Genomic DNA, 21,442 nt, shown 5'->3' on the forward strand with positions numbered 1-21,442 from the left:
CGTTTTTTATTGGCCTGATAGTAAGTTATTCACCCAAATAGGCTCGGATCACATCTGGATTATTACGAATTTCTATTGGTGAGCCTTGTGCCAACGGCGTTCCCTGATTCACCACATAAATACGATCAGAAATCCCCATCACCAGTTTCATATCATGTTCAATTAACAAGACAGAGACTTGGTGTTGGTCGCGTAATTCCATAATCAACTGATTCAGTTCATCAGTTTCTTTCGGGTTCAGGCCAGCAGCCGGTTCATCTAGCATCAATAGCTCAGGGCGAGTCACCATACAGCGGGCAATTTCCAAACGCCGTTGCTGACCGTAAGCCAGATTCCCCGCCTGGCGGTTGGCCAGTTCCAGCAACCCGACACGCTCTAGCCAGGTTGCCGCTCGTTCCAATGCATCAGCCTCTGCCCGCCGAAAGCCCGGCGTTTTCAGCAAACCGGCAAACACACCACTTTTAAGATGCTGATGCTGTGCCACCAACAGGTTCTCTACCACCGTCATCTCGCGGAACAAACGCACATGCTGGAAAGTACGAATCACCCCCATGCGCGCAATAACTTGCCCGGGTAACCCTTCAATATGGCGATCACGTAATTTAATTGTGCCGCCCGTCGGGCGATAGAAACCGGTCAGGCAGTTAAAGATTGTGGTTTTACCCGCGCCATTGGGGCCAATCAGCGAGACAATCTCCCCTTGATTGAGATTCAGGCCCACATTATTCACCGCCAATAACCCACCAAAGCGCATCGACAGCCCTTCGACCGCTAACAAAGGTTGCGTACTCATGCTTGCTCCCCTTGTTTAGCTTTGATATCAGCAACTTTCAGCTTCAATTGTGGCCTTTTCATCGGTAATAAGCCCTGTGGACGCCAAATCATCATCAATACCATCAATGCACCCAACAGCAACATACTGTACGCATTGAGGTCACGCATTAATTCACGCGACACCACCAGCAATATGGCCGCCAGAATAACGGCGAACTGCGACCCCATCCCACCTAAGACCACAATTGCCAATACAAAAGCCGATTCCACAAAGGTGAAAGACTCAGGGCTGACAAACCCCTGTCTGGCCGCAAATAGCGTGCCCGCAAAGCCAGCAAAAGCAGCACTGATGGTGAATGCGGTCAGCTTGATTTTTGTTGGGCTTAAACCTAATGAACGACAGGCAATTTCGTCTTCGCGCAGTGCTTCCCAAGCCCGCCCCAGCGGCATACGCAGCAATCGGTTAATCACAAACAAGGTCAGGATCACCAGCAACAGCGCCACCATATACAGGAAAATGATGCGGTCGCTTGGGTCATAAGTCAGGCCAAAGAAGTTATGGAAAGTATCCCAGCCACCGTCTTTTGCCGTGCGGCTGAACTCCAGGCCAAACAGCGTCGGTTTAGGAATTTGGCTAATCCCATTCGGCCCGCCAGTGATTTCCGTATTATTAAGCAGCAAAATACGCACAATCTCACCGAAGCCCAATGTCACAATCGCTAAATAATCCCCACGCAGACGTAAAACCGGGAAGCCCAACAGGAAGCCCGACAGTGCCGCGACAATCCCCGCCAGCGGTAAACTCTCCCAGAAACCCAGACCGTAATAGTGATTTAGCAGCGCATAGGTATAAGCGCCGATAGCATAAAAACCACCGTAACCCAGTACCAACAGGCCTGATAGCCCAACCACGACGTTTAATCCCAAGCCCAACATGACGTAAATCAGTGTCAGAGTCGCGATATCAACGGAACCTCGGGAGACCAAAAATGGCCAGGCTATTGCGGCGATAATAATCGCAGCTGCCAATAATTTCTGGCGCGGGGTGGTGCCGTCAAAGCTGGGCAATACCCATGCCGGGCCAGAGACTTTTTTAATCCCTTGCTGGATGAACGGACGCACCAATTGGAAGAAAAACACCACAATGCACGCCGCGCCGATCCACAGCCAGCGCACTTCTGACGCCCCTTGCACGATGAGTTTGGTGCCGTCTAACTGCAACTGCAACCCCATCACAAACGAAGCGAGGACGAGCAAAACAAAACTGGAAATAATGGCGTTAAGGAAATTGAGTTGTTTCATACTTTTTCAACCTCCGGACGGCCTAAGATCCCGGTAGGCATCACTAATAGCACAACAATCAGCAGTGCAAATGAAACTGCATCTTTGTATTCTGTGCTGAGATATGCAGAAGTTAATGCTTCCGCGATCCCCAGAATCAAGCCACCGATCATCGCGCCCGGAATACTGCCGATACCACCAAGTACAGCGGCAGTGAACGCTTTCATGCCAGCCATAAAGCCGATGTATGGGTTAATGACACCATAAAACTGCCCCAACAAGACCCCAGCGACAGCGGCCATCAGCGCACCGATAACAAAAGTCAGCGAGATAACACGGTCAGTATTAATGCCCAGCAAACTGGCCATTTTTAAATCTTCGGCACAGGCACGGCAAGCGCGGCCCATACGGGAATAGCGGATAAAGAGTGTTAGCGCCAACATTGCCAGGAAGGTCACTATCCAAATGGTCAACTGCATGGTGCTAATGGTTGCGGCAAAGCCATTGGTTTCTGCCAATGTCCACTGGCCGGTCACCAAACTCGGTAAAGCCAGATCCCGCGAACCTTGGTTAAGGCTGACGTAGTTTTGCAGAAAGATAGACATCCCGATCGCCGAGATCAGCGCGATCAAGCGCTTAGAGCTGCGAACCGGTTTATACGCAACTCGCTCAATACTCCAACCATAAGTACTGGCAATGACAATTGAGACGAGAAAAGCAGAGCCTATCAATAGCCAACTGGCATCAATCCCCACCATCATCAATGCGGCAATCACGATAAAGGAGACGTAGCTGCTGATCATATACACTTCACCGTGAGCGAAGTTGATCATGCCGATAATGCCGTACACCATGGTGTAACCGATGGCGATCAGCGCATAAGTGCTGCCCAACGTCACTCCGTTGAACATCTGTTGCAGGAAATAAAGAAACTGCTCTGACATACCCTAACCCTTTGATTCACTTGCCTGGCTGCCCTAGCCAACTGCACCTAATCTACTGTGTGCAGTAAGGAAAAATCCCCCCGGAACGTGGGGGGATACAGTTGGTAAAAGGGGCCGGATTGCTGCAACAACAACCCTATAACTTATTGATTCTAATATTATTTGACTGCGGTAGATGAGCCATCTGCATGCCATTCAAAAATACCGAATTCAAACCCTTTCAGATCGCCTTTTTCATCCCAGCTCAATGGCCCCATCACTGTTTCCACCGGCTTACCGGTTTTCAGATCTTTGACCAAATCGGCAGGTTCCTGGCTGCCACTACGTTCCATCGCGGTAGTCAGCGATTGCAGTGCGGCATAGGTTGTCCAAACGAACGGGCCAGTTGGGTCCAGTTTCTTCGCTTTCAGCGCATCAACGATAGGTTGGTTAGCAGGAACCTGATCATAGCGTTTTGGCAAAGTCACCAGCATGCCTTCAGAAGCATCACCAGCGATATTAGACAGTGAGGAGTTGCCAACACCCTCTGGGCCCATAAAGCGTGCTGTCAAGCCAGCCTGCTTAGCCTGACGTAGGATTTGCCCCATCTCTGGGTAGTAACCGCCGAAATAAACAAAATCGACGTTCTCTTTCTTGAGGCGAGCCACCAAGGTAGAGAAATCTTTATCACCTGCGGTTACACCTTCAAACAACACAGGTTCTGTACCTTGTTTTTTCAAACTATCACGCACAGAGCGCGCCAAACCTTCACCGTATTGCTGTTTATCATGTACCACAGCAATGCGTTTTGGTTTGATGGTTTCAAGAATATATTTAGCCGCAGTTGGGCCTTGATCCGAGTCCAGACCAGTGGTTCGCATAATCATTTTGTAACCACGAGTGGTTAGATCAGCGTTGGTCGCAGCAGGGGTGATCATAATCACGCCTTCATCTTCATAAATATCTGAAGCAGGCTGAGTTGAAGAGGAGCACAGGTGGCCGATAACGTAACGAATACCATCGTTAATCACTTTGTTAGCAACAGCTACGGCTTGTTTCGGGTCGCAGGCATCATCGTATTCCACGCCAACCAGTTTATCGCCTTTAATTCCGCCTTTGGCATTGATATCAGCAATAGCCTGACGTGCACCGGTAAATTCCATGTCACCATATTGGGCAACCGGGCCGGACATCGCGCCAACAATGGCAACTTTAATGTCTTTCGCCAGCACAGAATGGCTCATCGCCATTGCTATACACCCCGCCAGCAACACTTTACCTTTTGTTAATTTCATCCGCGAATTCCCCATCTGTCGTTGTGAACGTGCTTGTTGTGTTGGTCTTAACGTTTTATAGCACCGTAACGTTTTATTCATAAGTAATAATGATTTAGTCTCAAAAGTGATGCTTTTTTCTAATAAGACTTTATTTTTCATGCCATTAAACAGGATTTTTATGCTGCAAATCAACTGAGACAAGCAGAAACAAGCGGTGTAAACAGCATAAAATTAGGATTAAATTGAATGGGTTTTGCGCAAATGCTAGTGAGATGTGCTGGTTATGTGATCGTTTACTCTGTTAAAACTCGGAAAATGCAGTAACGAAAAAACATTTTCCCCCATGAACGTACAGAAAAACTTACACAACGCTCTGACCTGTGATCTAGTACAATAAACCACAGCCCTATAACCCTTACATCTTAGCGGTCTATTGACGATGAAACTGACTATTGAACGTTTAACAAACCTTACTCATCAGGATCTTATCGATTTAGCTAAAATTTGGCCCGAACAGCAACAAACCACTTGGCTGCAATGGATTAATGACGGCAAACCACTCTTTGCGGCGCGCTTCAATGAACGTTTACTCGGCGCAGTGAAAGTCATGGTGGATGGCCAACAGGCCGAGCTTGAGGATTTATATGTCAGGGAAGTGACGCGACGGCGCGGGGTAGGGCTTTATCTTATTGAAGAAACGTTGCGGCAGCTACCCACCATTCAACAGTGGCATCTGAGTGATAAGCAAGTGGTCGCCGCAAACTACGAAGCAATGGATGGCTTTATGCTGGCCTGTGGTTTTAGCCGCAATAAACAAGGCTGGCAACGGTAGGTTTTTTGGCAGTAAAAAGCAAAAGGGCGATATGAGTATCGCCCTTTCTTCGTATCACACAGCATTATGTCGCTGTATTAGGCTTCAATCGCCATACGTAATTTTTTCATCGCATTTTTTTCAAGCTGACGAACACGTTCAGCAGATACGCCGTACTGATCAGCCAGCTCCTGCAGCGTTGACTTGTTGTCATCGTCCAGCCAACGAGCACGAATAATATGCTGACTCCGCTCGTCCAGCCCTTCCAAGGCATATGTCAATTTGTCTGCCGCATGGTTATCCCAGTTATCCTCTTCGATGCCATCGGCAAAGTCTGAGGTTTTATCCTGCAAATACAGGACAGGAGCCATAGATTGACCATCACGTACTTCATCATCTGGAGTTGGATCAAAAGTCATGTCTTGCGCAGACATGCGTGACTCCATCTCGCGAACATCTTTACTGGTCACACCCAGTTCTTTGGCAACCAGCTCGACTTCATCCTGATTGAACCAGCCCAGACGCTGCTTAGTTTTCCGCAGGTTAAAGAACAATTTACGCTGAGCTTTAGTGGTCGCAACTTTAACAATCCGCCAGTTACGCAGAACATATTCATGAATTTCTGCTTTGATCCAATGTACCGCGAAGGACACCAGACGCACCCCGACTTCAGGGTTAAAACGGCGAACTGCTTTCATCAAGCCAATATTACCTTCCTGAATAAGGTCAGCCTGTGGCAAACCATAACCGGAATAGTTACGGGCAACATGAGCAACAAAGCGCAGGTGAGACAGGATTAGCTGTTTAGCCGCCTCCAGATCGCCCTGGTAATGCAGCCGTTCAGCCAGTTCCCGCTCTTCCTCTGCTGTCAGCATTGGATAGGCATTGGCAGCCCGAATATAGGCTTCCAGACTACCTTGGGGTACTAAGGCTAAAGTTTGCATTTCTTTGGTCATTCGAAACCCTCTCATTGCATGCATGTTTAGTGCAAATTTCTCTCAGCGCCGATATTTTATCACCTGCTTAAGCAGATTCAAGCGCTGGGCACCTTATCATTTCACTGTGTTGTTCGACCGATTATTGCCATAAAAGTTCAAACTGGATCACATTTTCTACCGCTGATCTTAGCAGATCAGCGGTTGTGCGTATCAGGCAGATTCAATGGGATTAAGTGGCCTACAATACCTCTTTCCCTGCCTCAAATGAACACCGCAGGGAAAGAGTATAACAAACATTTTTTACTGCGGTGTAAATCGGCGTAAATGTTGAACCGTTGCCAGCCAGGCGGCGATCCAGCCGATCATCGCCGAGATTAATACCAACAACAGGCATTCATCCCAGCTCAAACCATGTAGGGTAAAGCTGGTGCCAAACACGGTCGCTACCTGCGTCACAACGGAGCCTAGCTTCCATACCAGCGCTTCTGAGAGTATCAGTGATAACACCGCACCACCAAAGCCCAGCATCGCGCCACCATTCAAGAATGGCCGCAGAATAAATCCATCGGTTGCACCGATCAGCTTCATGACATTGATTGTATCGCGACGGCTAAAGATACTCAGACGTACACTGTTACCAATAACCAGGAATACGGCAACCACCATCAATACACCAATCATGGCCGCAACTTGTCCAACCAAGCCGGTTAATGCCGCTAAACGAGCAAACCAGCTGTCATCCATACGAACTTCCGCGACCCCTTCAACCTTACTCACCCGGTCACGCAGAGTATCGAGGGTACCAGAGCTTTGGAAATCCAGCTTAGGCGTGATGATGGCCACTGCGGGCAACGGGTTTTCTTCCAACATATCCAGAGCACCGCCAAAACCAGACCAGTTGCGGAACTCACCCATCGCTTCTTCCCGCGACAGATAATTAACTTTCTCCACACCGGCTTCTGTTTTCAGCGTAGTCACGACATTTTCAGCCGCGTTATCATCCAGCGCTTTATCCAGATAGACCGTCAATTGCGGGGTTGGATACCATTGATCCGCCGCCTGACTGACGTTTTTCCACACGATATAACACACGCTTGGCAAGGTCAGTGAGATGGCAATCACCATCACGGTTAACAATGTCGCCAATGGTTGGCGCATCATATCGGCAATAGCATTGACCCACGAATAGCGCCACTGCTCGCGCCAGCCACCTTTCAGTGCCTTGGTTTTTGCTTTCTGCGCACTATTATTCGCCATGATGCGCTCCTGACATCCGCCCCTGACTTAATGTCAGAATCGGGTAGCGACGCCGGGCAATTAACGACGTGTCGTGGGTTGCCATTAATACGGTAACGCCCACACGGTTAAATTCTTCAAACAAACGCAAAATACCTTCTGATAATGCATCATCCAGGTTACCAGTCGGTTCATCTGCCAATAATACCGCTGGCTTATTTACCACCGCGCGAGCAATACCGACACGCTGTTGCTCGCCACCAGAAAGCTGAATTGGGAAATTCTTTGCCTTATCCAATAATCCGACTTTATCCAGCGCAGCTGACACCCTGCGGCGAATATCTTCGGTACTGGCACCAGCAATAATCAATGGCATAGCGACATTGTCATATACCGTTCTGTCCAACAGCAAATGGTGATCTTGGAAGATCATCCCGATCTGGCGGCGCAAAAAAGGCACTTCGCGGTTTTTCAGGCGGCTGATGTCGTGACCACCAAACCAGATATGGCCGGCACTGGGGCGCTCAATGCCACAAATCAGTTTCAGCAGAGTACTTTTCCCTGCACCGGAATGGCCGGTCAAAAACGCCATTTCCGCCGGACGCAGATGAAAATCTACCCCTTGCAGCGCCTGTCGTCCGCCCAGATAAGCTTTACTGACCTGTTCAAAGCGAATCATCCGTATTAATCCTCTCGGGCAAAAAGAGCCTCAATAAAATCGTCAGCCTTAAATGGCCGTAAATCCTCTATACCTTCCCCAACACCGATATAACGGATTGGGATACCGAACTGATCTGCGATGGCAAAAATCACCCCGCCCTTAGCGGTACCATCAAGTTTAGTCAGAGTGATTCCGGTCAGACCCACTGCTTCATTAAACAGTTTTGCCTGACTAACCGCATTTTGTCCGGTACTGGCATCCAACGTCAGCATAACCTCATGAGGGGCATCGCCGTCCAGCTTTTTCATCACGCGGACAATCTTCTTCAGCTCTTCCATCAAATGGGCTTTATTTTGCAAACGCCCGGCAGTATCAGCCAACAACACGTCGATACCACGCGCTTTAGCAGCCTGAATAGCATCGAAAATAACTGACGCTGAGTCTGCACCAGTATGCTGTGCGACGACAGCAATCTTGTTGCGATCACCCCAAACTTGTAGCTGCTCTACTGCCGCTGCACGGAAAGTATCACCCGCAGCCAGCATGACGGATTTCCCTTCAGCCTGGAATTGGCGTGCTAACTTACCGATGGTGGTTGTTTTGCCCACCCCATTGACGCCAACCATTAAGATGACAAACGGATTTTTACCACTGACATCCAATGGCTTGTCTACTTTGGACAAAATTTCAGACATTTCCTCTTTGAGCTTGCCATACAGAGCTTCGGCATCTTTTAGCTGCTTACGGCTGGCATGTTCTGTCAGAGAGGTAATAATTTTACGGGTTGTTTCGACGCCAACGTCGGCGATCAGGAGCTGTTCTTCCAGTTCTTCAAACAGATCGTCGTCGATTTTCTTACCGCTGAACAACCCCATAAAACCGGAGCCAAGATTCTGCTTGGTTTTGATTAAGCTGCGTTTTAAACGGGCAAAAAAGCCTTCTTTGGTTGGCCGCTCTTGTTCTTGAGCCACAACCGCTACGACTTCCTCTTCAGCTTCAATTTCTTCTTCAAGAACAATCGGTTCTTCAATAACCTCAGCCTGAGACTCTTCCACAATAGCTTGCGGTGCTGGTGTATCAATAACGACATGGTGTTCCGTCAACGGTAATTCTGGCGCACTGACGGTGCCTTCATCCCATGAGTCAACATTGTCTTTATCATTTTGATTTTGTGAGAAATGATGCTGTAAATACTGCGGATCTTCAGCGAAATTTATAGGCTCTTCAACTGATTGCGCTGCCGGTTCCGCCCCGACTTCCGGCAAGGTTTCAGCCGCGACTTCACTGATCGCGGTGCTATCCCATTCACCTGGAGCCAGTGTAGAGTGCTCAGCCACAGACTCGCGCGCTTCTGCCTCGACAGAGATGTTATCGGGCGCGATTTCAGCCTGTTTTTCGCTGAGAACCTGCTCTTCAACAGCTGGATTTTCAACAAGTTGCTCAGCCGTTTCTTCTTTCTCAGTAGCCAATGGCTCTGCGGTGTGTTCTTCATTCTGACGGCCTAAGCCCAGCCAGGAAAAAAATCCACGTTTTTTTTCTTTTGCCATTTTTGGACTCTAATTACTTTGGGTTTGCATAAATAAGATAATAGTTCGCAAGTCTATCACTTTCCCCTGAACAGCAACACGCGCACGATGCTGCTTTCTATGGTGAATTCAATCAACAAAGGTTTAACGTTTCCCCCTCACTGCACACATAGGTAGAATGAGAGCTAACTTTTATATTCAGTGCTGCAATACTGGCCAATTTTCAAGCAAAGCAATCTATGGCAAAGCGACCTTTAGCAAAGCGATCTACAACCGAGCGATCTATAACAATGGCAAAACAAGCGCCACAACAGTCGGCAGGCCAAATCCGCATCATCGGCGGTAAATGGCGTGGGCGCAAATTACCGGTACCGGTTAGCCCTGGGCTACGCCCTACCACCGACCGGGTCAGAGAAACCCTATTCAACTGGCTCGCCCCCATGATTCAAGGTGCCCGATGCCTGGATTGCTTTGCGGGCAGCGGTGCCTTAGGGCTGGAGGCTCTATCCCGCTATGCCGGTTTTACCGTTCTGTTAGAAGCTGACAGACATGTCGCTAAGCAATTGAGCAATAACCTGACGTTATTGAGTGCCGACAATGGCCAAGTGGTCAATACCAACTCTTTACAATGGTTAGCCCAGCCAGGGCAGCCTTTTGATCTGGTTTTCCTTGATCCCCCTTTTCGTAAAGGTTTGCTGGCGGAAACAGTCAATTTATTAGAGCAATTCAACTGGTTGACAGCTGATGCCTGGATTTATGTTGAGGCAGAGGCCGAAAGTGCCGCCGCAGATGTCCCTGCCAGTTGGCAGTTACATCGAGAGAAAATTGCCGGACAGGTTGCCTACCGCCTCTATATTCGTAACAACGATGTTCCCCAAGACCGGGTATCAGTTGAAGAACAGGAGCAACATCATGTGGATTAATATCGGGCGGTTATTGATGTTAGGGGTATGGTTTTTCCTACTGCTGAATCTATTCCAGCCGTTCCCTAAGCCTTTGAGATATTTTATTGATGTCGCTATGATCTTCATGGTCTTGATGCATGGCTTACAACTAATATTACTTAAATCCACGCAGCCCAAAGACCAGCCAATCAGTGGATTACAACAATTTAAAATTTTTGTATTCGGGGTTTTCGAGCTGTTGGCCTGGCAAAAGAAACAACCGCCACTACCTAAAAAATAATACCCACTGTCGTTACATATATTTCTGTTATGGCGACAGGTTATTTATTTAGCGACTGAATTTGGGGCAAAGCTAATATAGCGAGTCCCTTGAAGGCGTAGAGTGCCCTTTGCGCCTTGCTCGACACGATTATATTCCTGCTGTGGAAGTACCATTTTGATTTCATTGCTCTTTTTTACTTCTATCCCGCTCAGCAACGGTTGAAAATAAACTTCATAGCGTTTTTCTTCCGCCACAATCTCTTCACGCTGCCGTGAACGACGATTGGGGGCTAAAACCTCACGTTTATCGATAACTTCAACTTGTAAACTGCGTACAGGTGAACGGTCATTTTCCGCGTCTTGCCGTTTCTTCTGCCAGTACTGGCGTGTTGCCAGCACCACAATCAATACCACCACGGCAATAAATAATAATGGAGGTTTATTCATCATAATCTTGCCCACTAAATCTCACTCTGAAGAGGGATTTAAGGTTTATTACCCGGTAGATAAGGGAAGCTCATCACGTTACTACCCAGTTCGGAGATTCGGGCGCTGCCCTTTTCAGTTACTGCATCAATGCGAATCACTGAATGAAGGGGGATATAGCTACGGTTAACACCGGAAAATTCTGTCTTCAATTTTTCTGTGGAGGGGTCAACCAGTAAGGTCGATTGACTATCAAAGACAAAATCAGCAATTTCAATAAACCCAAACAAAGTACTTGGGCCGACTTCTCGGACATAGAGCTGATAATTCTTGCCGTTATTTATAAACTGAATGCGATAAAGCAATTGTTCATTGGCCATGTGCTATTGCCTCTATCCCTTGATTTAGCGAACGGAAATCGGCGTTAACATAACATGTGGGCCGGACAAGACCAAGACTTCAGCTGGCCGACCTCTCCACTAAACCTGATTATGCGCACTACTACGCATTAAGTGGCACAAATCATGCAATTCACTGTAGTGTTGCTATCACTCTTGTGTTCCATCCCTTACACTTAATTAATGTATTATCAGAGTTGTTGGCATTGCGGATTATCATTACAACACAGGTATTTTCACTGAAACCTGTATAGAAAAAAGGATAAATAATGAGCTGGCCATTCCTTGCCGTATTCTTTTCTGGTTGGTTGTTTGTTGATGCAACTTACCGAGGCCCACGCTGGCAACGCTGGGTATTCAAACCCGTCACTCTGTTACTGTTGCTGTTACTTGCATGGCAAGCACCTATTCTTGGCCCTGCGGGCTATCTGATTGTTTTAGGCCTATTGGCAACGCTGGTTGCTGACGCCTTATTGCTGCTACCCAGTGAGCGCTTACTTTATGCTCTGGGTGCATTCTTCCTCTCTCATTTACTGTATACCATCAGTTTTGCCAGCCAGATGACATTCACCCTATTCTGGCCGCTTCCCTTGGTACTCATTATTGTGGGTGCATTGCTGTTAGCCACTATCTGGACTCGGCTGGATGAAATGCGCTGGCCTGTCGTTGCTTTCGTCGGAATGACATTGCTTATGGTATGGATGGCAGGCGAACAATACTTTGCACGTAGCACGGACATGAGCTTCTCATTGCTGACCGGGACGGTGCTATTGTTGGTATCCCACACCATCTGGTTGCTAAACCGCTATCGTTTTTCTTTCCGGGCTTCAGATGCCATCGTCGCTGGATGCTATTTTGTCGGGCATTTCCTAATTGTCAGGTCGCTATACTTGTAACTAACTTATTGCTGCAAAACATAATTTTATAATTTCTCTTTTTAGAAATGCTATTTTGCCAAGTTATCTTTTGCAATAGTAATGCAACCATAGGGTTCCAAGGATGGAGCCTGAATACCAAACGCGGCATGCGTTCCTTTCCGTTATACCTTTATCTTGGCATCAACCCCGTTTAGTAATTATTCTCATTTACCCTCTTGACTCTGGAGTTGACTCCAAGGTGTAGAGTGCAACCATACCGGCAAAATCCTGTATACCTTTTACATTCTGTCCAGGAGGTACCATGCATTCACATTCCGAACATCGACACTCAACAGATACACACAATCACTGTGGCTGTGGTCATGATCATGCGAAAAAACAAACAGGTTGCAGCAGCCAGCCCGCTGCCAATATTAGTCATGACAGCTCGAACTCAGTGAGTGAGCATTCACACCAGGAGGGGGGATGCTGTAGTCAGAGTAGTCATACCGATGACGGCGATGAGGAAAGCGACAGGCTAGCTAACGCAACACCCGCGGGTAGCCAGCGTTTTAGTTGGCAAGTGAAAGGGATGGATTGCCCAAGCTGCGCACGTAAAATTGAAAATGCAGTCAGTAACCTGGTCGGAATTGAAAATGTAAAAGTTCTGTTTGCTACAGAAAAACTGGTAGTCGATGCCCGTTCAGACATTCGTCCCCAAGTTCAGCAGGCCGTCATACAGGCAGGATTCAGTCTGGTCGATACTCAATCCCCTATCGCAGGCAAAAACACTGAGTCAGAGTCACGTTTTCGTGAATATCTACCAATTGTATTACTAACCACGCTGATGCTCCTCAGTTGGGGAATCTCTTTATTCAGTGTAGAGCTGAGCGAATTAGCCTTTACCGTGACCACAATTGTCGGCTTGATTCCGATTGTCACTAAAGCCTGGAAACTTATTCGCTCCGGCACACCATTTGCGATTGAAACCTTGATGAGCGTCGCGGCTATTGGCGCGATGTTTATTGGCGCAACCGCTGAAGCGGCAATGGTATTGCTGCTGTTTATGGTCGGCGAGTTACTCGAATCCTATGCAGCAAACCGCGCACGTCGTGGCGTGACAGCACTCATGGCGTTAGTTCCTGAAGAAGCCTTACTACTCAAAGATGGTGAGCGGCGACAGGTTTCCGTTGCCAGCTTGCGCCCTGGCGATATCATTGAAGTCTCACCCGGGGGGCGCTTGCCCGCTGATGCTGAATTAATGACTCCATTTGCCAGTTTCGATGAAAGTGCTCTCACTGGCGAATCTGTTCCTGTTGAACGCGTGCAAGGTGAAAAAGTCGCGGCAGGAAGCTTGTCAGTCGATCGCGCGACCGAAATGCGGGTTATCTCTGAGCCGGGTAATAATGCCATTGACCGTATTTTACAACTCATTGAATTGGCAGAAGAACGCCGTGCGCCTATTGAGCGTTTTATTGACCGTTTCAGCCGTATCTATACACCTGCCATTATGTTTCTCTCAGCACTGGTGATACTGGTTCCACCTTTGGCTTTCGCCGAGCCTTGGGAAACCTGGATATACCGTGGCCTGACATTACTGTTGATCGGCTGCCCATGCGCATTAGTCATTTCCACTCCGGCAGCCATCACCTCGGCACTGGCTGCCGCGACGCGGCGTGGAGCGTTGATTAAAGGTGGTGCCGCGCTTGAACAGCTTGGCCGCATTCAAACTGTCGCTTTTGATAAAACGGGCACGCTGACTGAAGGTAAGCCGCAAGTCACTGATATCCTGCCCATCTCTGGTGTGAGTGAAACTCGCCTGTTGTCACTGGCCGCAGCGGTCGAAGCTGGTTCGCATCATCCTCTGGCTGTCGCGATCATGCAGCGAGCGCAGCAAAATACCCCGATGCTGCCACTCGCCGAAGAACGGCGTGCGCTGGCTGGCATTGGCGTTGAAGGCATAGTTAACGGGTTAGTAGTGCGTGTCAGCGCGCCCAGTAAAATATCGCCAGAGTTATTAACCGCCGAGTGGCTCGCGCAGTTCGATGAGCTGGAAAGTAGTGGCAAAACAGCTGTCGCCGTGCTGGAAAATGAGAAATTTATTGGTGCCGTGGCACTGCGAGACACTTTACGTACCGATGCCAAACAAGCCATTGATGCCTTGAAAAATCTGGGAATTCAAGGTGTTATGTTAACGGGTGATAACCCACGTGCAGCGGCGGCCATTGCCGGTGAACTGGGAATTGATTACCGCGCCGGGTTGTTACCGGCTGATAAAGTGCAGGCAGTTATGGCACTGAATGCCACACACCCAACAGTGATGGTTGGCGATGGCATTAATGATGCTCCCGCCATGAAAGCAGCTAGCATCGGCATTGCGATGGGCAGCGGCACTGATGTGGCCCTGGAAACAGCCGATGCGGCATTGACTCATAATCGGCTGACCGGGCTGGCGGAAATCATTTTGTTATCACGAGCTGCCAACGCCAATATTCGCCAGAATATTACTATCGCATTAGGGCTAAAAGGTATTTTCCTGGTGACCACATTGCTGGGTTTGACCGGTTTATGGCTAGCCGTATTAGCCGACTCTGGCGCAACCGCCTTGGTGACAGCAAACGCGCTGAGGTTATTGCGCAAGCGGGATATTTGATGACAAGGGTAAAGCGGCTTTCTACTCCGCTTTTGCCCCTTTTTTGACCAGATAGCGGTAAGGCGTCTGCTCGGTATCTTGTGCCAGCAACTGGTGGTCCATAAAGCGGCAAAAACCGGGAATGTCACGGGTTGTGGCGGGATCGTCAGCAATAATAAGCAGAGTTTGACCGTCCTCCATATGCCGGACGGTTTTACGCACCATCATCACTGGCTCGGGGCAGCGCAAACCCAGTGCATCAAGTGTTTTATCCGGATTGGCAAAAATATCGGTCATTGCGGTTCTCTTGTGTGTCAGTCAACAGGCTAATAGCAAAAATGTAAGCAGGCTTACGAAGCGAGATAGTTTACTCCGCCGGTTTTTAGGTGCAAGTGGCACAATCGCTTTCGTGAAAAGGCCATCGTTTGCGCTAAAATTAACCATTGCATTCGTTGCGCAAACGCGTATTATGCCGCGCGTCGCAGAAATTGCGGCACATTATGTTTGGGTTCCCTCACCCCAATAACCAAAAAGGTCACATTTATGTTTTCGTTTACTGCCCAACAGCGGATGACCGCTTTGGTATGGCTGTCGCTATTCCATATTGTCATCATCACCTCCAGCAACTATCTGGTGCAATTACCGATATCTATCTTCGGTTTTCACACTACGTGGGGGGCTTTTACCTTTCCGTTTATCTTTTTAGCTACCGACCTGACCGTGCGGATTTTTGGTGCTCCCTTGGCGCGCCGGATTATTCTGTCCGTCATGGTGCCTGCTTTACTTATTTCGTATCTAATTTCAGCCCTGTTCTATCAGGGAAGCTGGCAAGGGTTCCCGGCATTGAGCAGCTTTAATCTGTTTGTTGCGCGCATCGCCGCTGCCAGCTTTATGGCCTATGTGCTGGGTCAAATTCTTGATGTTCAAGTATTTAACCGCCTTCGTCAGCGCAGTGCATGGTGGGTTGCCCCAACCGCCGCCATGTTCTTTGGCAATATCAGCGACACCATGGCGTTCTTCTTTATTGCTTTCTATCGCAGTTCTGATCCTTTTATGGCGGCAAACTGGGTGGAAATCGCCTTGGTAGATTATAGCTTTAAGTTGCTGATTTGCATGTTATTCTTCTTACCTGCTTATGGTGTAATGCTCAATGTATTGTTGAAATACTTTGCCCGGAAGACCGAGCAGCAAACGCTAATGCAGGCGAACACCGCTGAACAATAGATTGCTTTTGGCGTCTGAATAAGGTGCGATAATGCTATTCATCATTGATAAGGGATTCCCATGCATAAAATAACCAAGTTTCTTGCTGTTGGCCTGCTGGTTGTAGGATTAAGTGCCTGCGATAGCGGCAGCGATAACAATGTGGGCCAGCCAGTCAGCTTGTTGGAAGGTAAAGTCGCATTTAGTTTGCCAGCAGATTTATCTGACCAAAGCGGGAAAATGGGCAGTCAGGCTAACAACATGCACGTTTATGCCAACAAAACTGGCGATAAAGCGGTTATTGTGATTTTAGGTGATGATACCAATGAAGCGTTGAATGTGTTGACTGATCGCCTGGCCGAGCAGCAACGTGCCCGCGATGCCAATCTACAGGTTGTGACAAATAAAGCGATTAAGGTCGATGGGCATCCTTTCCAGCAATTAGATAGCATTATTACCAGCGGTGGTCAAAAAGCCTATTCATCCGTGTTGATGGGTCAAGTTGATAACCATTTGATGACAATACAAATTACTCTGCCAGCCGACAATCAGCAGCAAGCACAAACAGAAGCTGAATCTATTATCAGTACCTTGAAGCTGAAATAATCTCCTGCAATAGAGCGCGGTTTATCCGCGCTCTAAGAGTTAATGAAAAAGTGCCCGTAGCGGTGAAAACAGGCAGATCGTAAAGACGCCGTAAACCCTTCCCTGGGGGCTCGAGCCGCGCCATCCCTGGCGCGGACGCTTTACTCTTCTGCCTGCCTTCACCTTGCAAGATCGAGTTATCGGGGTTTATCAGCCGTCTGGAAACACTCATAAATCGCGCTCTGTCCGTATTATCAAGCTAGGGCTTGTGCCAGTAAGGTAATCGGATGCTCGCACTTCTTGCTGGTCGACATCTCTATCTGCCATTTACAGGTTTCGCAGTCGGTAATCACCAAATCAACACCGCTTTCTTCGATTTGTTGGAATAACGATGCGCCAATCCCTTGTGATGTCGCGTAGTTCTCTGATTTAAAACCATATGTACCGGCAATCCCACAACATTGGGAGTCCAATACCACCAGCTCAATACCCGGAATGCGCTGTAATAACGCCAGGGTATAAGCCGTCCAGCCCATTTTTTCCATATGGCAAGGTGTGTGATAGGCAATGCGCAGCGGTTTATTTTGGTTTGAGAACAACGGTTTTAACGGTAATTCGCGTCCTTGATCCAATAATCGGTAAAGGTAGCGAGTCGCCAGTTCCACTCTGTCGCGCACCGGTGCGGTATCGACATCGAGCAAGTGTGGATATTCATCGCGCAACGTAAAAGTACAGCTTGATGAGGTGGCAACCACCGGAATATCCCGATCAATCACAGCATCAGTCAGTGACTCCAGATTCACCCGTGCCTGTTTTTTTGCCTGTTCGATAAATCCATTCGCAATTAGCGGTACACCGCAGCATTTCTCGCGTTTAAGTAATTGAACGCCGATATTCATCGCATTGAATACACTGACTAAATCTTTGCCCAATTGCGGATGGTTGTAGTTAACAAAACAACCATGGAAAAACGCCACCTGCTCGGCATATTGCTGCTGTTTCTCAGCTTGTTTGCGATACCAGCGGCGGAATGTGCCAAACGAGTATTTTGGTAATTCACGTCGATGGTCAATTTTCAGCGCTTTATCCAGCAAGACCCGCACCGGCTTTAAACCCGTGACCGCATTGATGACCGGAGCAAATGGCGTTGATAGAGTCCCCATGATATCGGTGTGACTGAGGATAGCATCGCGCAGCTTAGGCTTATTACTGCTGTAACTGGCTTTCGCGCGTTGGATGATGTCGCCAATTTTGACATCTGACGGGCAGGCCACTTCGCAACGTTTACAGTTAGTACAATACTTCAGTGCGTCATCATATAATGCCGGATCTTTTAGGCGCAGCCGCTCACCATCAGGGCCAGCTTGTTTTGGCCCCGGATAAAGTGGGTTAACTTTCGCTACCGGGCAATAAGTGGTGCATACCGTGCATTTGATACAACTTTCAAAACTCTTATCCCGTGCCAAATGTGTATCCTGAGTGTCTTCGTGCTGTGGTAACCACGTCATAATGTCACCTCCATAGCGCTGACAATCTGCTCTGCCACAAACAAGGCACTGGTGAGAGAAACGCCTGCGCCACAGCCCTGTTGCAGCGGATCGTATCCTCCGAGCACCGCACCAATAACATGCAGGTTATCCAGTGCTACTCCCCCGCGCAGCGCCCGTAGCCGGTTATCGGTGTTGACGCCAAATTGCAGATAAGGTTGCGGCGCAAACATATTGCTGTTGCTCCAATCTGCACGGTTGGGTAGCGATAAAATATCCAGATCCAGTATCGGCTCATAGACATGCTCAAAGGTTGCTACCAGCCCATTACTGAAGAAACTGCCACTCGCCAGCACCATCTGAGCCGCACGCAGTGGAATATCACCATGATTACGGCTATACAGTCCGGTAATTCGGTTCCCCACCAGTTCGGCACGCAATACCGCATCACCCGGCATGACAATGCCGCCTAATTGCTGGAAACGGTGGCGTAGAGCTTGATGTAAGCGCATGCCGAGTAATGACGGCGGCAGTGTGGGCAACAATTGAATCGGTTTACCCACCGCCGCGCGTAGTGCGTCCAATGGCGCAGATTCATCCAGCCCGATGCAAGCTGGCAGTAAAATCATTTCTGCGGTAGATGACAAACGAGCCAGCTCATCGGCCAGCGGTTGCAAGTTTTCGGGTAAGTCCAATACACGCGCAATATTCACCGCGCGGAATTCGCTAGGGTTATCGCGTAAACGGTCCAGCGCCGGTAAATGCAGATAGTCCGCAGTGACTTCAACACCCTGTTCCTGCAAGGCACTGGCGACCATCTGCGGCTGAAAATCGAGGAATCCTTCAATACCAATCACCGCCACTTTTTGCCAAGGTAACGGGCCTTCTAATGGTGCAACCGGAATATCCGCTGGGCTGAGCCATGTAGGTCGACAGTTGCCTAGCGGTGTCAGACGTAAGTGATTTTTGGCCGCACTGCCAACCAGATTCAGGCCGCAGCGGCTTAGCAGAGACTCGGCTTGTTGGGCCAACTCACCCACCTGACCTGTTTGCCCCATTTTGCTGTAAGGGTGTTCCGGCGCTAACTCCGCCAGCGTTTCAAGTGCTGAGAGTGGCTGGCTGACCGCCTGCCCATTAGGTAATTTCGCCAATAGATCCAAAGAGCCAGAGGAGAAATGCAATGCATTTTGACCGGCGCTGACAATCGCGCAATATTTACCTTGTTCGGCGAGGCGGATACCGCACACCAGCCCAGCTAATCCACCACCGATGATAATCACATCAAATTTCATCTGGTTTCTCCTGAACATTGGCCGTATTCGGGCTGTCATCCAAGCCACAAAGCCCTTGATAAACCCAATGGGTAAACTCGCTTTCCCGCAAGGCGTCACCCCATGCTATCGGGCGCACACCTTTCCAGCGCTCATTCAAAAACTGCCTAAGCTGTTCACGAGATTGCTGCGGTGTTGTTACTTTAAAGCGGCTGAGTAAACCCGCAGCCCGGCAAGCACAAAGCTCCCCCTGACAAGTCCCCATGCCAACCCGGGTGCGGCGACGTAAATCCAGCAGGTTATTAACCGACAATGATTCAATGGCATAGCGCACTTCGCCAGCAGTCACCGCTTCACATTCACACACCAAACTGTTGTCCAGACGGTTTCCTGCCAATAACTGTGTCGCACGGTCACCATGACGATAAACCGCCGAGCCACGAATACTGGCAGGTAAAGAAATCACTTTACTGAGCGTTTGCTCGGCTGATTGCTGTGAACCAGGAAGTGGCTCTTGGGCCGTGGTGCAAGCCGCTGTCACGCCCAGCTTTTCACACACTTTATCCGTTGCCCATTCTGCCATCAGCCGGTAGGTCATCAACTTGCCACCGGTGATGGTGATAAAACCTTCCAGCCCATCGCGGCTGGCGTGATCGAGCAATACAATGCCGCGACTCACATTACGTCCAGAAGGATCATCATCACTGGCAACCAGCGGTCGAACCCCAGCGTAAGCACGCAAAATACGCGTTTGCGCCAGTTGCGGCGACAGTTTGGAGCCTTCGCGAATTAAGGTATCCACCTCTTGTGCCGTTACTACCATATTGTCTATCTGATCGTATTCAATATGAGTGGAGGTGGTGCCAATCAGTGAAATGGTATCGCCCGGTACCAGAATGTCGGCATCTGCGGGTTTACGGCAGCGGTTGATCACCATGTTGTTGATCCGATGTCCCAGGATCAACAGCGCGCCTTTGGCGGGGAACATGCGAATACGAAGATCGGCGTATTCGGCAATGTGCTGACCCCAGATCCCCGCCGCATTCACGACGATTTGCGCATGAATATCATATTGCCGCTGATTTTTATGATCGAAAACGCGCACACCACTGACCCGGTCACCGTGGCGCAATAAGCCGATAACTTCGTGATAAGTCAGTACATTGGCTCCGTGCTCACGGGCATCCAACATATTGGCGGCGGTTAAGCGGAAAGGGTCAACAGTGCCATCAGGTACCCGCACGGCCGCAATCAGCGCGGGGTTCGCGGCAGGTTCGAACCGTAATGCTTGTTTGGGATCAATGGCTTCAGCCTCGATCCCCGCCTCCTGACAGCGAGCAATAAATTGTTCCTGATAGTCGAGGGAGTCTTCCGGCAAGGTGATAAACAAGCCATCGGTTTGCTCAATACAATGGCGGGCAATGCGTTTGAGAATCCGATTTTCTTCAATACATTCACGCGCGGACTCTCCGTCGGTAACAGCATAACGCGCACCACTGTGTAATAAGCCATGATTGCGGCCGGTAGCACCAGTGGCAATGTCGTGCCGCTCCAAGAGCGTACAAGCCAAACCCCGTCGGGCGCAGTCTCGGGCAATCCCGGCACCGGTCGCACCACCACCAATGATGATGACATCCGTTTCTGTGTAAGGAGAACTGTTCGTCATGAAAGACCCCACATTATCAGACAGCCGCCTGGCGGCTAATTATGAGTCTATTGAGCCACAGTCTTTATGGTTATTGTTTGATAAGGAACAAAAACGAACGAAAAACGAAAGTAATGTGGTGTTTAAAAACCATGATTGTGATCAAAGTCACAGGTAATTTGTCATTGCCGGTTTCAAAATGTTAACCAATCGCTCAAAATTGCCGCCGCGGTCATATAACTGTAACAAATGCGCTATTACTCACAGATAAGTTCAGTGAATTTATCTAGCATGGCGCTCGTTATGGAACATAAACGACTGTAGCTTCACCGTTTAACTACCGGC

22 protein-coding genes are annotated in these 21,442 nt (G+C 48.9%); 8 read left to right on the forward strand and 14 right to left on the reverse strand.

Annotated elements, in window-relative coordinates:
• Window positions 1-25: 25 nt before the first annotated feature.
• The 4 genes from livG to QSV56_RS15970 all read right to left on the reverse strand — a co-directional run bounded on the left by livG (window position 26) and on the right by QSV56_RS15970 (window position 4,273).
• Window positions 26-793: a high-affinity branched-chain amino acid ABC transporter ATP-binding protein LivG gene (gene livG / locus QSV56_RS15955; RefSeq protein ID WP_005176349.1), complete on the reverse strand. Its 768-nt coding sequence runs from the start codon at window positions 791-793 to the stop codon at window positions 26-28.
• The gene (locus tag QSV56_RS15960) at window positions 790-2,076 is read right to left on the reverse strand and encodes a high-affinity branched-chain amino acid ABC transporter permease LivM (protein ID WP_019080169.1); all 1,287 of its coding nucleotides are present in this window, start codon (window positions 2,074-2,076) and stop codon (window positions 790-792) included. Before QSV56_RS15960 ends, livG begins: the two co-directional genes overlap by 4 nt.
• Window positions 2,073-2,999, reverse strand: coding sequence for a high-affinity branched-chain amino acid ABC transporter permease LivH (gene livH / locus QSV56_RS15965; RefSeq protein WP_005163935.1), 927 nt, complete (start codon window positions 2,997-2,999; stop codon window positions 2,073-2,075). The genes QSV56_RS15960 and livH overlap by 4 nt, the downstream gene beginning before the upstream one ends.
• A 158-nt stretch (window positions 3,000-3,157) precedes the next feature.
• Entirely contained in the window at window positions 3,158-4,273 is a 1,116-nt protein-coding gene (locus QSV56_RS15970; RefSeq protein WP_005163937.1) for a branched-chain amino acid ABC transporter substrate-binding protein, read from the reverse strand.
• Between the two features lie 421 nt (window positions 4,274-4,694).
• Between QSV56_RS15970 and panM the strand changes: the two genes are divergently transcribed.
• On the forward strand, window positions 4,695-5,087 hold the full coding sequence (panM, locus tag QSV56_RS15975; protein WP_046695562.1) for an aspartate 1-decarboxylase autocleavage activator PanM: 393 nt from the start codon (window positions 4,695-4,697) through the stop codon (window positions 5,085-5,087).
• Between the two features lie 77 nt (window positions 5,088-5,164).
• Here panM and rpoH read toward each other — a convergent pair whose 3' ends face one another.
• The 4 genes from rpoH to ftsY form a co-directional block, all read right to left on the reverse strand.
• On the reverse strand, window positions 5,165-6,022 hold the full coding sequence (rpoH, locus tag QSV56_RS15980) for an RNA polymerase sigma factor RpoH (protein WP_005163942.1): 858 nt from the start codon (window positions 6,020-6,022) through the stop codon (window positions 5,165-5,167).
• A gap of 282 nt (window positions 6,023-6,304) precedes the next feature.
• Entirely contained in the window at window positions 6,305-7,261 is a 957-nt protein-coding gene (gene ftsX / locus QSV56_RS15985) for a permease-like cell division protein FtsX (protein WP_019084329.1), read from the reverse strand.
• Complete coding sequence (gene ftsE, locus QSV56_RS15990; RefSeq protein WP_004391337.1) at window positions 7,251-7,919, reverse strand: cell division ATP-binding protein FtsE; 669 nt, start codon at window positions 7,917-7,919, stop codon at window positions 7,251-7,253. The genes ftsX and ftsE overlap by 11 nt, the downstream gene beginning before the upstream one ends.
• Window positions 7,920-7,924: 5 nt before the next feature.
• Entirely contained in the window at window positions 7,925-9,448 is a 1,524-nt protein-coding gene (gene ftsY / locus QSV56_RS15995; RefSeq protein ID WP_219650324.1) for a signal recognition particle-docking protein FtsY, read from the reverse strand.
• Window positions 9,449-9,666: 218 nt separating this feature from the next.
• On the opposite strand from ftsY, the gene rsmD reads away from it, so the two are divergent.
• Both rsmD and QSV56_RS16005 read left to right on the forward strand, forming a co-directional pair.
• The gene (gene rsmD, locus QSV56_RS16000; protein ID WP_050870761.1) at window positions 9,667-10,350 is read left to right on the forward strand and encodes a 16S rRNA (guanine(966)-N(2))-methyltransferase; all 684 of its coding nucleotides are present in this window, start codon (window positions 9,667-9,669) and stop codon (window positions 10,348-10,350) included.
• Window positions 10,340-10,612, forward strand: a complete 273-nt coding sequence (locus QSV56_RS16005; protein WP_005163952.1) for a DUF1145 family protein — start codon at window positions 10,340-10,342, stop codon at window positions 10,610-10,612. Before rsmD ends, QSV56_RS16005 begins: the two co-directional genes overlap by 11 nt.
• 44 nt (window positions 10,613-10,656) lie before the next feature.
• Here the strand turns inward: QSV56_RS16005 and QSV56_RS16010 are convergent, their stop codons facing one another.
• Together QSV56_RS16010 and QSV56_RS16015 are read right to left on the reverse strand one after the other, a co-directional pair.
• Complete coding sequence (locus QSV56_RS16010; protein ID WP_046695565.1) at window positions 10,657-11,040, reverse strand: DUF2500 domain-containing protein; 384 nt, start codon at window positions 11,038-11,040, stop codon at window positions 10,657-10,659.
• Between the two features lie 38 nt (window positions 11,041-11,078).
• Window positions 11,079-11,399 (reverse strand): DUF1820 family protein, encoded by a 321-nt coding sequence (locus QSV56_RS16015; RefSeq protein WP_004710182.1) that lies wholly within the window; start codon window positions 11,397-11,399, stop codon window positions 11,079-11,081.
• Between the two features lie 287 nt (window positions 11,400-11,686).
• Here QSV56_RS16015 and QSV56_RS16020 point away from each other — a divergent pair, with 287 nt between their 5' ends.
• Both QSV56_RS16020 and QSV56_RS16025 read left to right on the forward strand, forming a co-directional pair.
• On the forward strand, window positions 11,687-12,313 hold the full coding sequence (locus QSV56_RS16020) for a lysoplasmalogenase (protein WP_005176373.1): 627 nt from the start codon (window positions 11,687-11,689) through the stop codon (window positions 12,311-12,313).
• Between the two features lie 283 nt (window positions 12,314-12,596).
• Entirely contained in the window at window positions 12,597-14,927 is a 2,331-nt protein-coding gene (locus QSV56_RS16025; RefSeq protein WP_019080177.1) for a zinc/cadmium/mercury/lead-transporting ATPase, read from the forward strand.
• Window positions 14,928-14,948: 21 nt separating this feature from the next.
• Here the strand turns inward: QSV56_RS16025 and tusA are convergent, their stop codons facing one another.
• Window positions 14,949-15,203, reverse strand: a complete 255-nt coding sequence (gene tusA, locus QSV56_RS16030) for a sulfurtransferase TusA (RefSeq protein ID WP_019080178.1) — start codon at window positions 15,201-15,203, stop codon at window positions 14,949-14,951.
• 246 nt (window positions 15,204-15,449) lie between these two features.
• Between tusA and QSV56_RS16035 the strand changes: the two genes are divergently transcribed.
• Window positions 15,450-16,130 carry a 7-cyano-7-deazaguanine/7-aminomethyl-7-deazaguanine transporter gene (locus QSV56_RS16035; RefSeq protein ID WP_005163964.1) on the forward strand — a complete coding sequence of 227 codons (681 nt, stop codon included), beginning with the start codon at window positions 15,450-15,452 and terminating at the stop codon, window positions 16,128-16,130.
• Window positions 16,131-16,190: 60 nt separating this feature from the next.
• On the forward strand, window positions 16,191-16,715 hold the full coding sequence (locus QSV56_RS16040) for a DcrB family lipoprotein (RefSeq protein WP_005176402.1): 525 nt from the start codon (window positions 16,191-16,193) through the stop codon (window positions 16,713-16,715).
• 233 nt (window positions 16,716-16,948) lie between these two features.
• On the opposite strand, the gene glpC is transcribed toward QSV56_RS16040, so the two are convergent.
• Genes glpC through glpA form a run of 3 tightly spaced genes read right to left on the reverse strand, consistent with a single transcriptional unit; the run spans window position 16,949 to window position 21,118 of the window.
• Window positions 16,949-18,202 carry an anaerobic glycerol-3-phosphate dehydrogenase subunit GlpC gene (gene glpC / locus QSV56_RS16045; RefSeq protein WP_046050025.1) on the reverse strand — a complete coding sequence of 418 codons (1,254 nt, stop codon included), beginning with the start codon at window positions 18,200-18,202 and terminating at the stop codon, window positions 16,949-16,951.
• Window positions 18,199-19,473 (reverse strand): glycerol-3-phosphate dehydrogenase subunit GlpB, encoded by a 1,275-nt coding sequence (gene glpB / locus QSV56_RS16050; RefSeq protein WP_019080180.1) that lies wholly within the window; start codon window positions 19,471-19,473, stop codon window positions 18,199-18,201. Before glpB ends, glpC begins: the two co-directional genes overlap by 4 nt.
• On the reverse strand, window positions 19,463-21,118 hold the full coding sequence (glpA, locus tag QSV56_RS16055; protein ID WP_301212977.1) for an anaerobic glycerol-3-phosphate dehydrogenase subunit A: 1,656 nt from the start codon (window positions 21,116-21,118) through the stop codon (window positions 19,463-19,465). Before glpA ends, glpB begins: the two co-directional genes overlap by 11 nt.
• On the opposite strand from glpA, the gene QSV56_RS16060 reads away from it, so the two are divergent.
• Window positions 21,117-21,275 (forward strand): hypothetical protein, encoded by a 159-nt coding sequence (locus QSV56_RS16060; protein ID WP_019080182.1) that lies wholly within the window; start codon window positions 21,117-21,119, stop codon window positions 21,273-21,275. The two genes, glpA and QSV56_RS16060, sit on opposite strands and share 2 nt — an antisense overlap.
• The last annotated feature ends 167 nt before the right edge of the window (window positions 21,276-21,442 follow it).

The organism is Yersinia sp. 22-579, from assembly GCF_030433455.1.
Classification (GTDB): Bacteria; Pseudomonadota; Gammaproteobacteria; order Enterobacterales; family Enterobacteriaceae; genus Yersinia; species Yersinia enterocolitica.

Excerpts from the sequence above, each read along its gene's own strand:
- QSV56_RS16010 (WP_046695565.1), bottom strand. The coding sequence starts at position 11,040 with ATGAATAAACCTCCATTATTATTTATTGCCGTGGTGGTATTGATTGTG.
- rpoH (WP_005163942.1), bottom strand. The coding sequence starts at position 6,022 with ATGACCAAAGAAATGCAAACTTTAGCCTTAGTACCCCAAGGTAGTCTG.
- QSV56_RS16025 (WP_019080177.1), top strand. The coding sequence starts at position 12,597 with ATGCATTCACATTCCGAACATCGACACTCAACAGATACACACAATCAC.
- tusA (WP_019080178.1), bottom strand. The coding sequence starts at position 15,203 with ATGACCGATATTTTTGCCAATCCGGATAAAACACTTGATGCACTGGGT.
- glpA (WP_301212977.1), bottom strand. The coding sequence starts at position 21,118 with ATGACGAACAGTTCTCCTTACACAGAAACGGATGTCATCATCATTGGT.
- QSV56_RS16040 (WP_005176402.1), top strand. The coding sequence starts at position 16,191 with ATGCATAAAATAACCAAGTTTCTTGCTGTTGGCCTGCTGGTTGTAGGA.
- rsmD (WP_050870761.1), top strand. The coding sequence starts at position 9,667 with ATGGCAAAGCGACCTTTAGCAAAGCGATCTACAACCGAGCGATCTATA.
- QSV56_RS15970 (WP_005163937.1), bottom strand. The coding sequence starts at position 4,273 with ATGAAATTAACAAAAGGTAAAGTGTTGCTGGCGGGGTGTATAGCAATG.
- QSV56_RS16060 (WP_019080182.1), top strand. The coding sequence starts at position 21,117 with ATGAAAGACCCCACATTATCAGACAGCCGCCTGGCGGCTAATTATGAG.
- QSV56_RS16020 (WP_005176373.1), top strand. The coding sequence starts at position 11,687 with ATGAGCTGGCCATTCCTTGCCGTATTCTTTTCTGGTTGGTTGTTTGTT.
- glpB (WP_019080180.1), bottom strand. The coding sequence starts at position 19,473 with ATGAAATTTGATGTGATTATCATCGGTGGTGGATTAGCTGGGCTGGTG.
- ftsY (WP_219650324.1), bottom strand. The coding sequence starts at position 9,448 with ATGGCAAAAGAAAAAAAACGTGGATTTTTTTCCTGGCTGGGCTTAGGC.
- ftsE (WP_004391337.1), bottom strand. The coding sequence starts at position 7,919 with ATGATTCGCTTTGAACAGGTCAGTAAAGCTTATCTGGGCGGACGACAG.
- glpC (WP_046050025.1), bottom strand. The coding sequence starts at position 18,202 with ATGACGTGGTTACCACAGCACGAAGACACTCAGGATACACATTTGGCA.
- livH (WP_005163935.1), bottom strand. The coding sequence starts at position 2,999 with ATGTCAGAGCAGTTTCTTTATTTCCTGCAACAGATGTTCAACGGAGTG.
- panM (WP_046695562.1), top strand. The coding sequence starts at position 4,695 with ATGAAACTGACTATTGAACGTTTAACAAACCTTACTCATCAGGATCTT.
- livG (WP_005176349.1), bottom strand. The coding sequence starts at position 793 with ATGAGTACGCAACCTTTGTTAGCGGTCGAAGGGCTGTCGATGCGCTTT.
- QSV56_RS16035 (WP_005163964.1), top strand. The coding sequence starts at position 15,450 with ATGTTTTCGTTTACTGCCCAACAGCGGATGACCGCTTTGGTATGGCTG.
- ftsX (WP_019084329.1), bottom strand. The coding sequence starts at position 7,261 with ATGGCGAATAATAGTGCGCAGAAAGCAAAAACCAAGGCACTGAAAGGT.
- QSV56_RS16015 (WP_004710182.1), bottom strand. The coding sequence starts at position 11,399 with ATGGCCAATGAACAATTGCTTTATCGCATTCAGTTTATAAATAACGGC.
- QSV56_RS15960 (WP_019080169.1), bottom strand. The coding sequence starts at position 2,076 with ATGAAACAACTCAATTTCCTTAACGCCATTATTTCCAGTTTTGTTTTG.
- QSV56_RS16005 (WP_005163952.1), top strand. The coding sequence starts at position 10,340 with ATGTGGATTAATATCGGGCGGTTATTGATGTTAGGGGTATGGTTTTTC.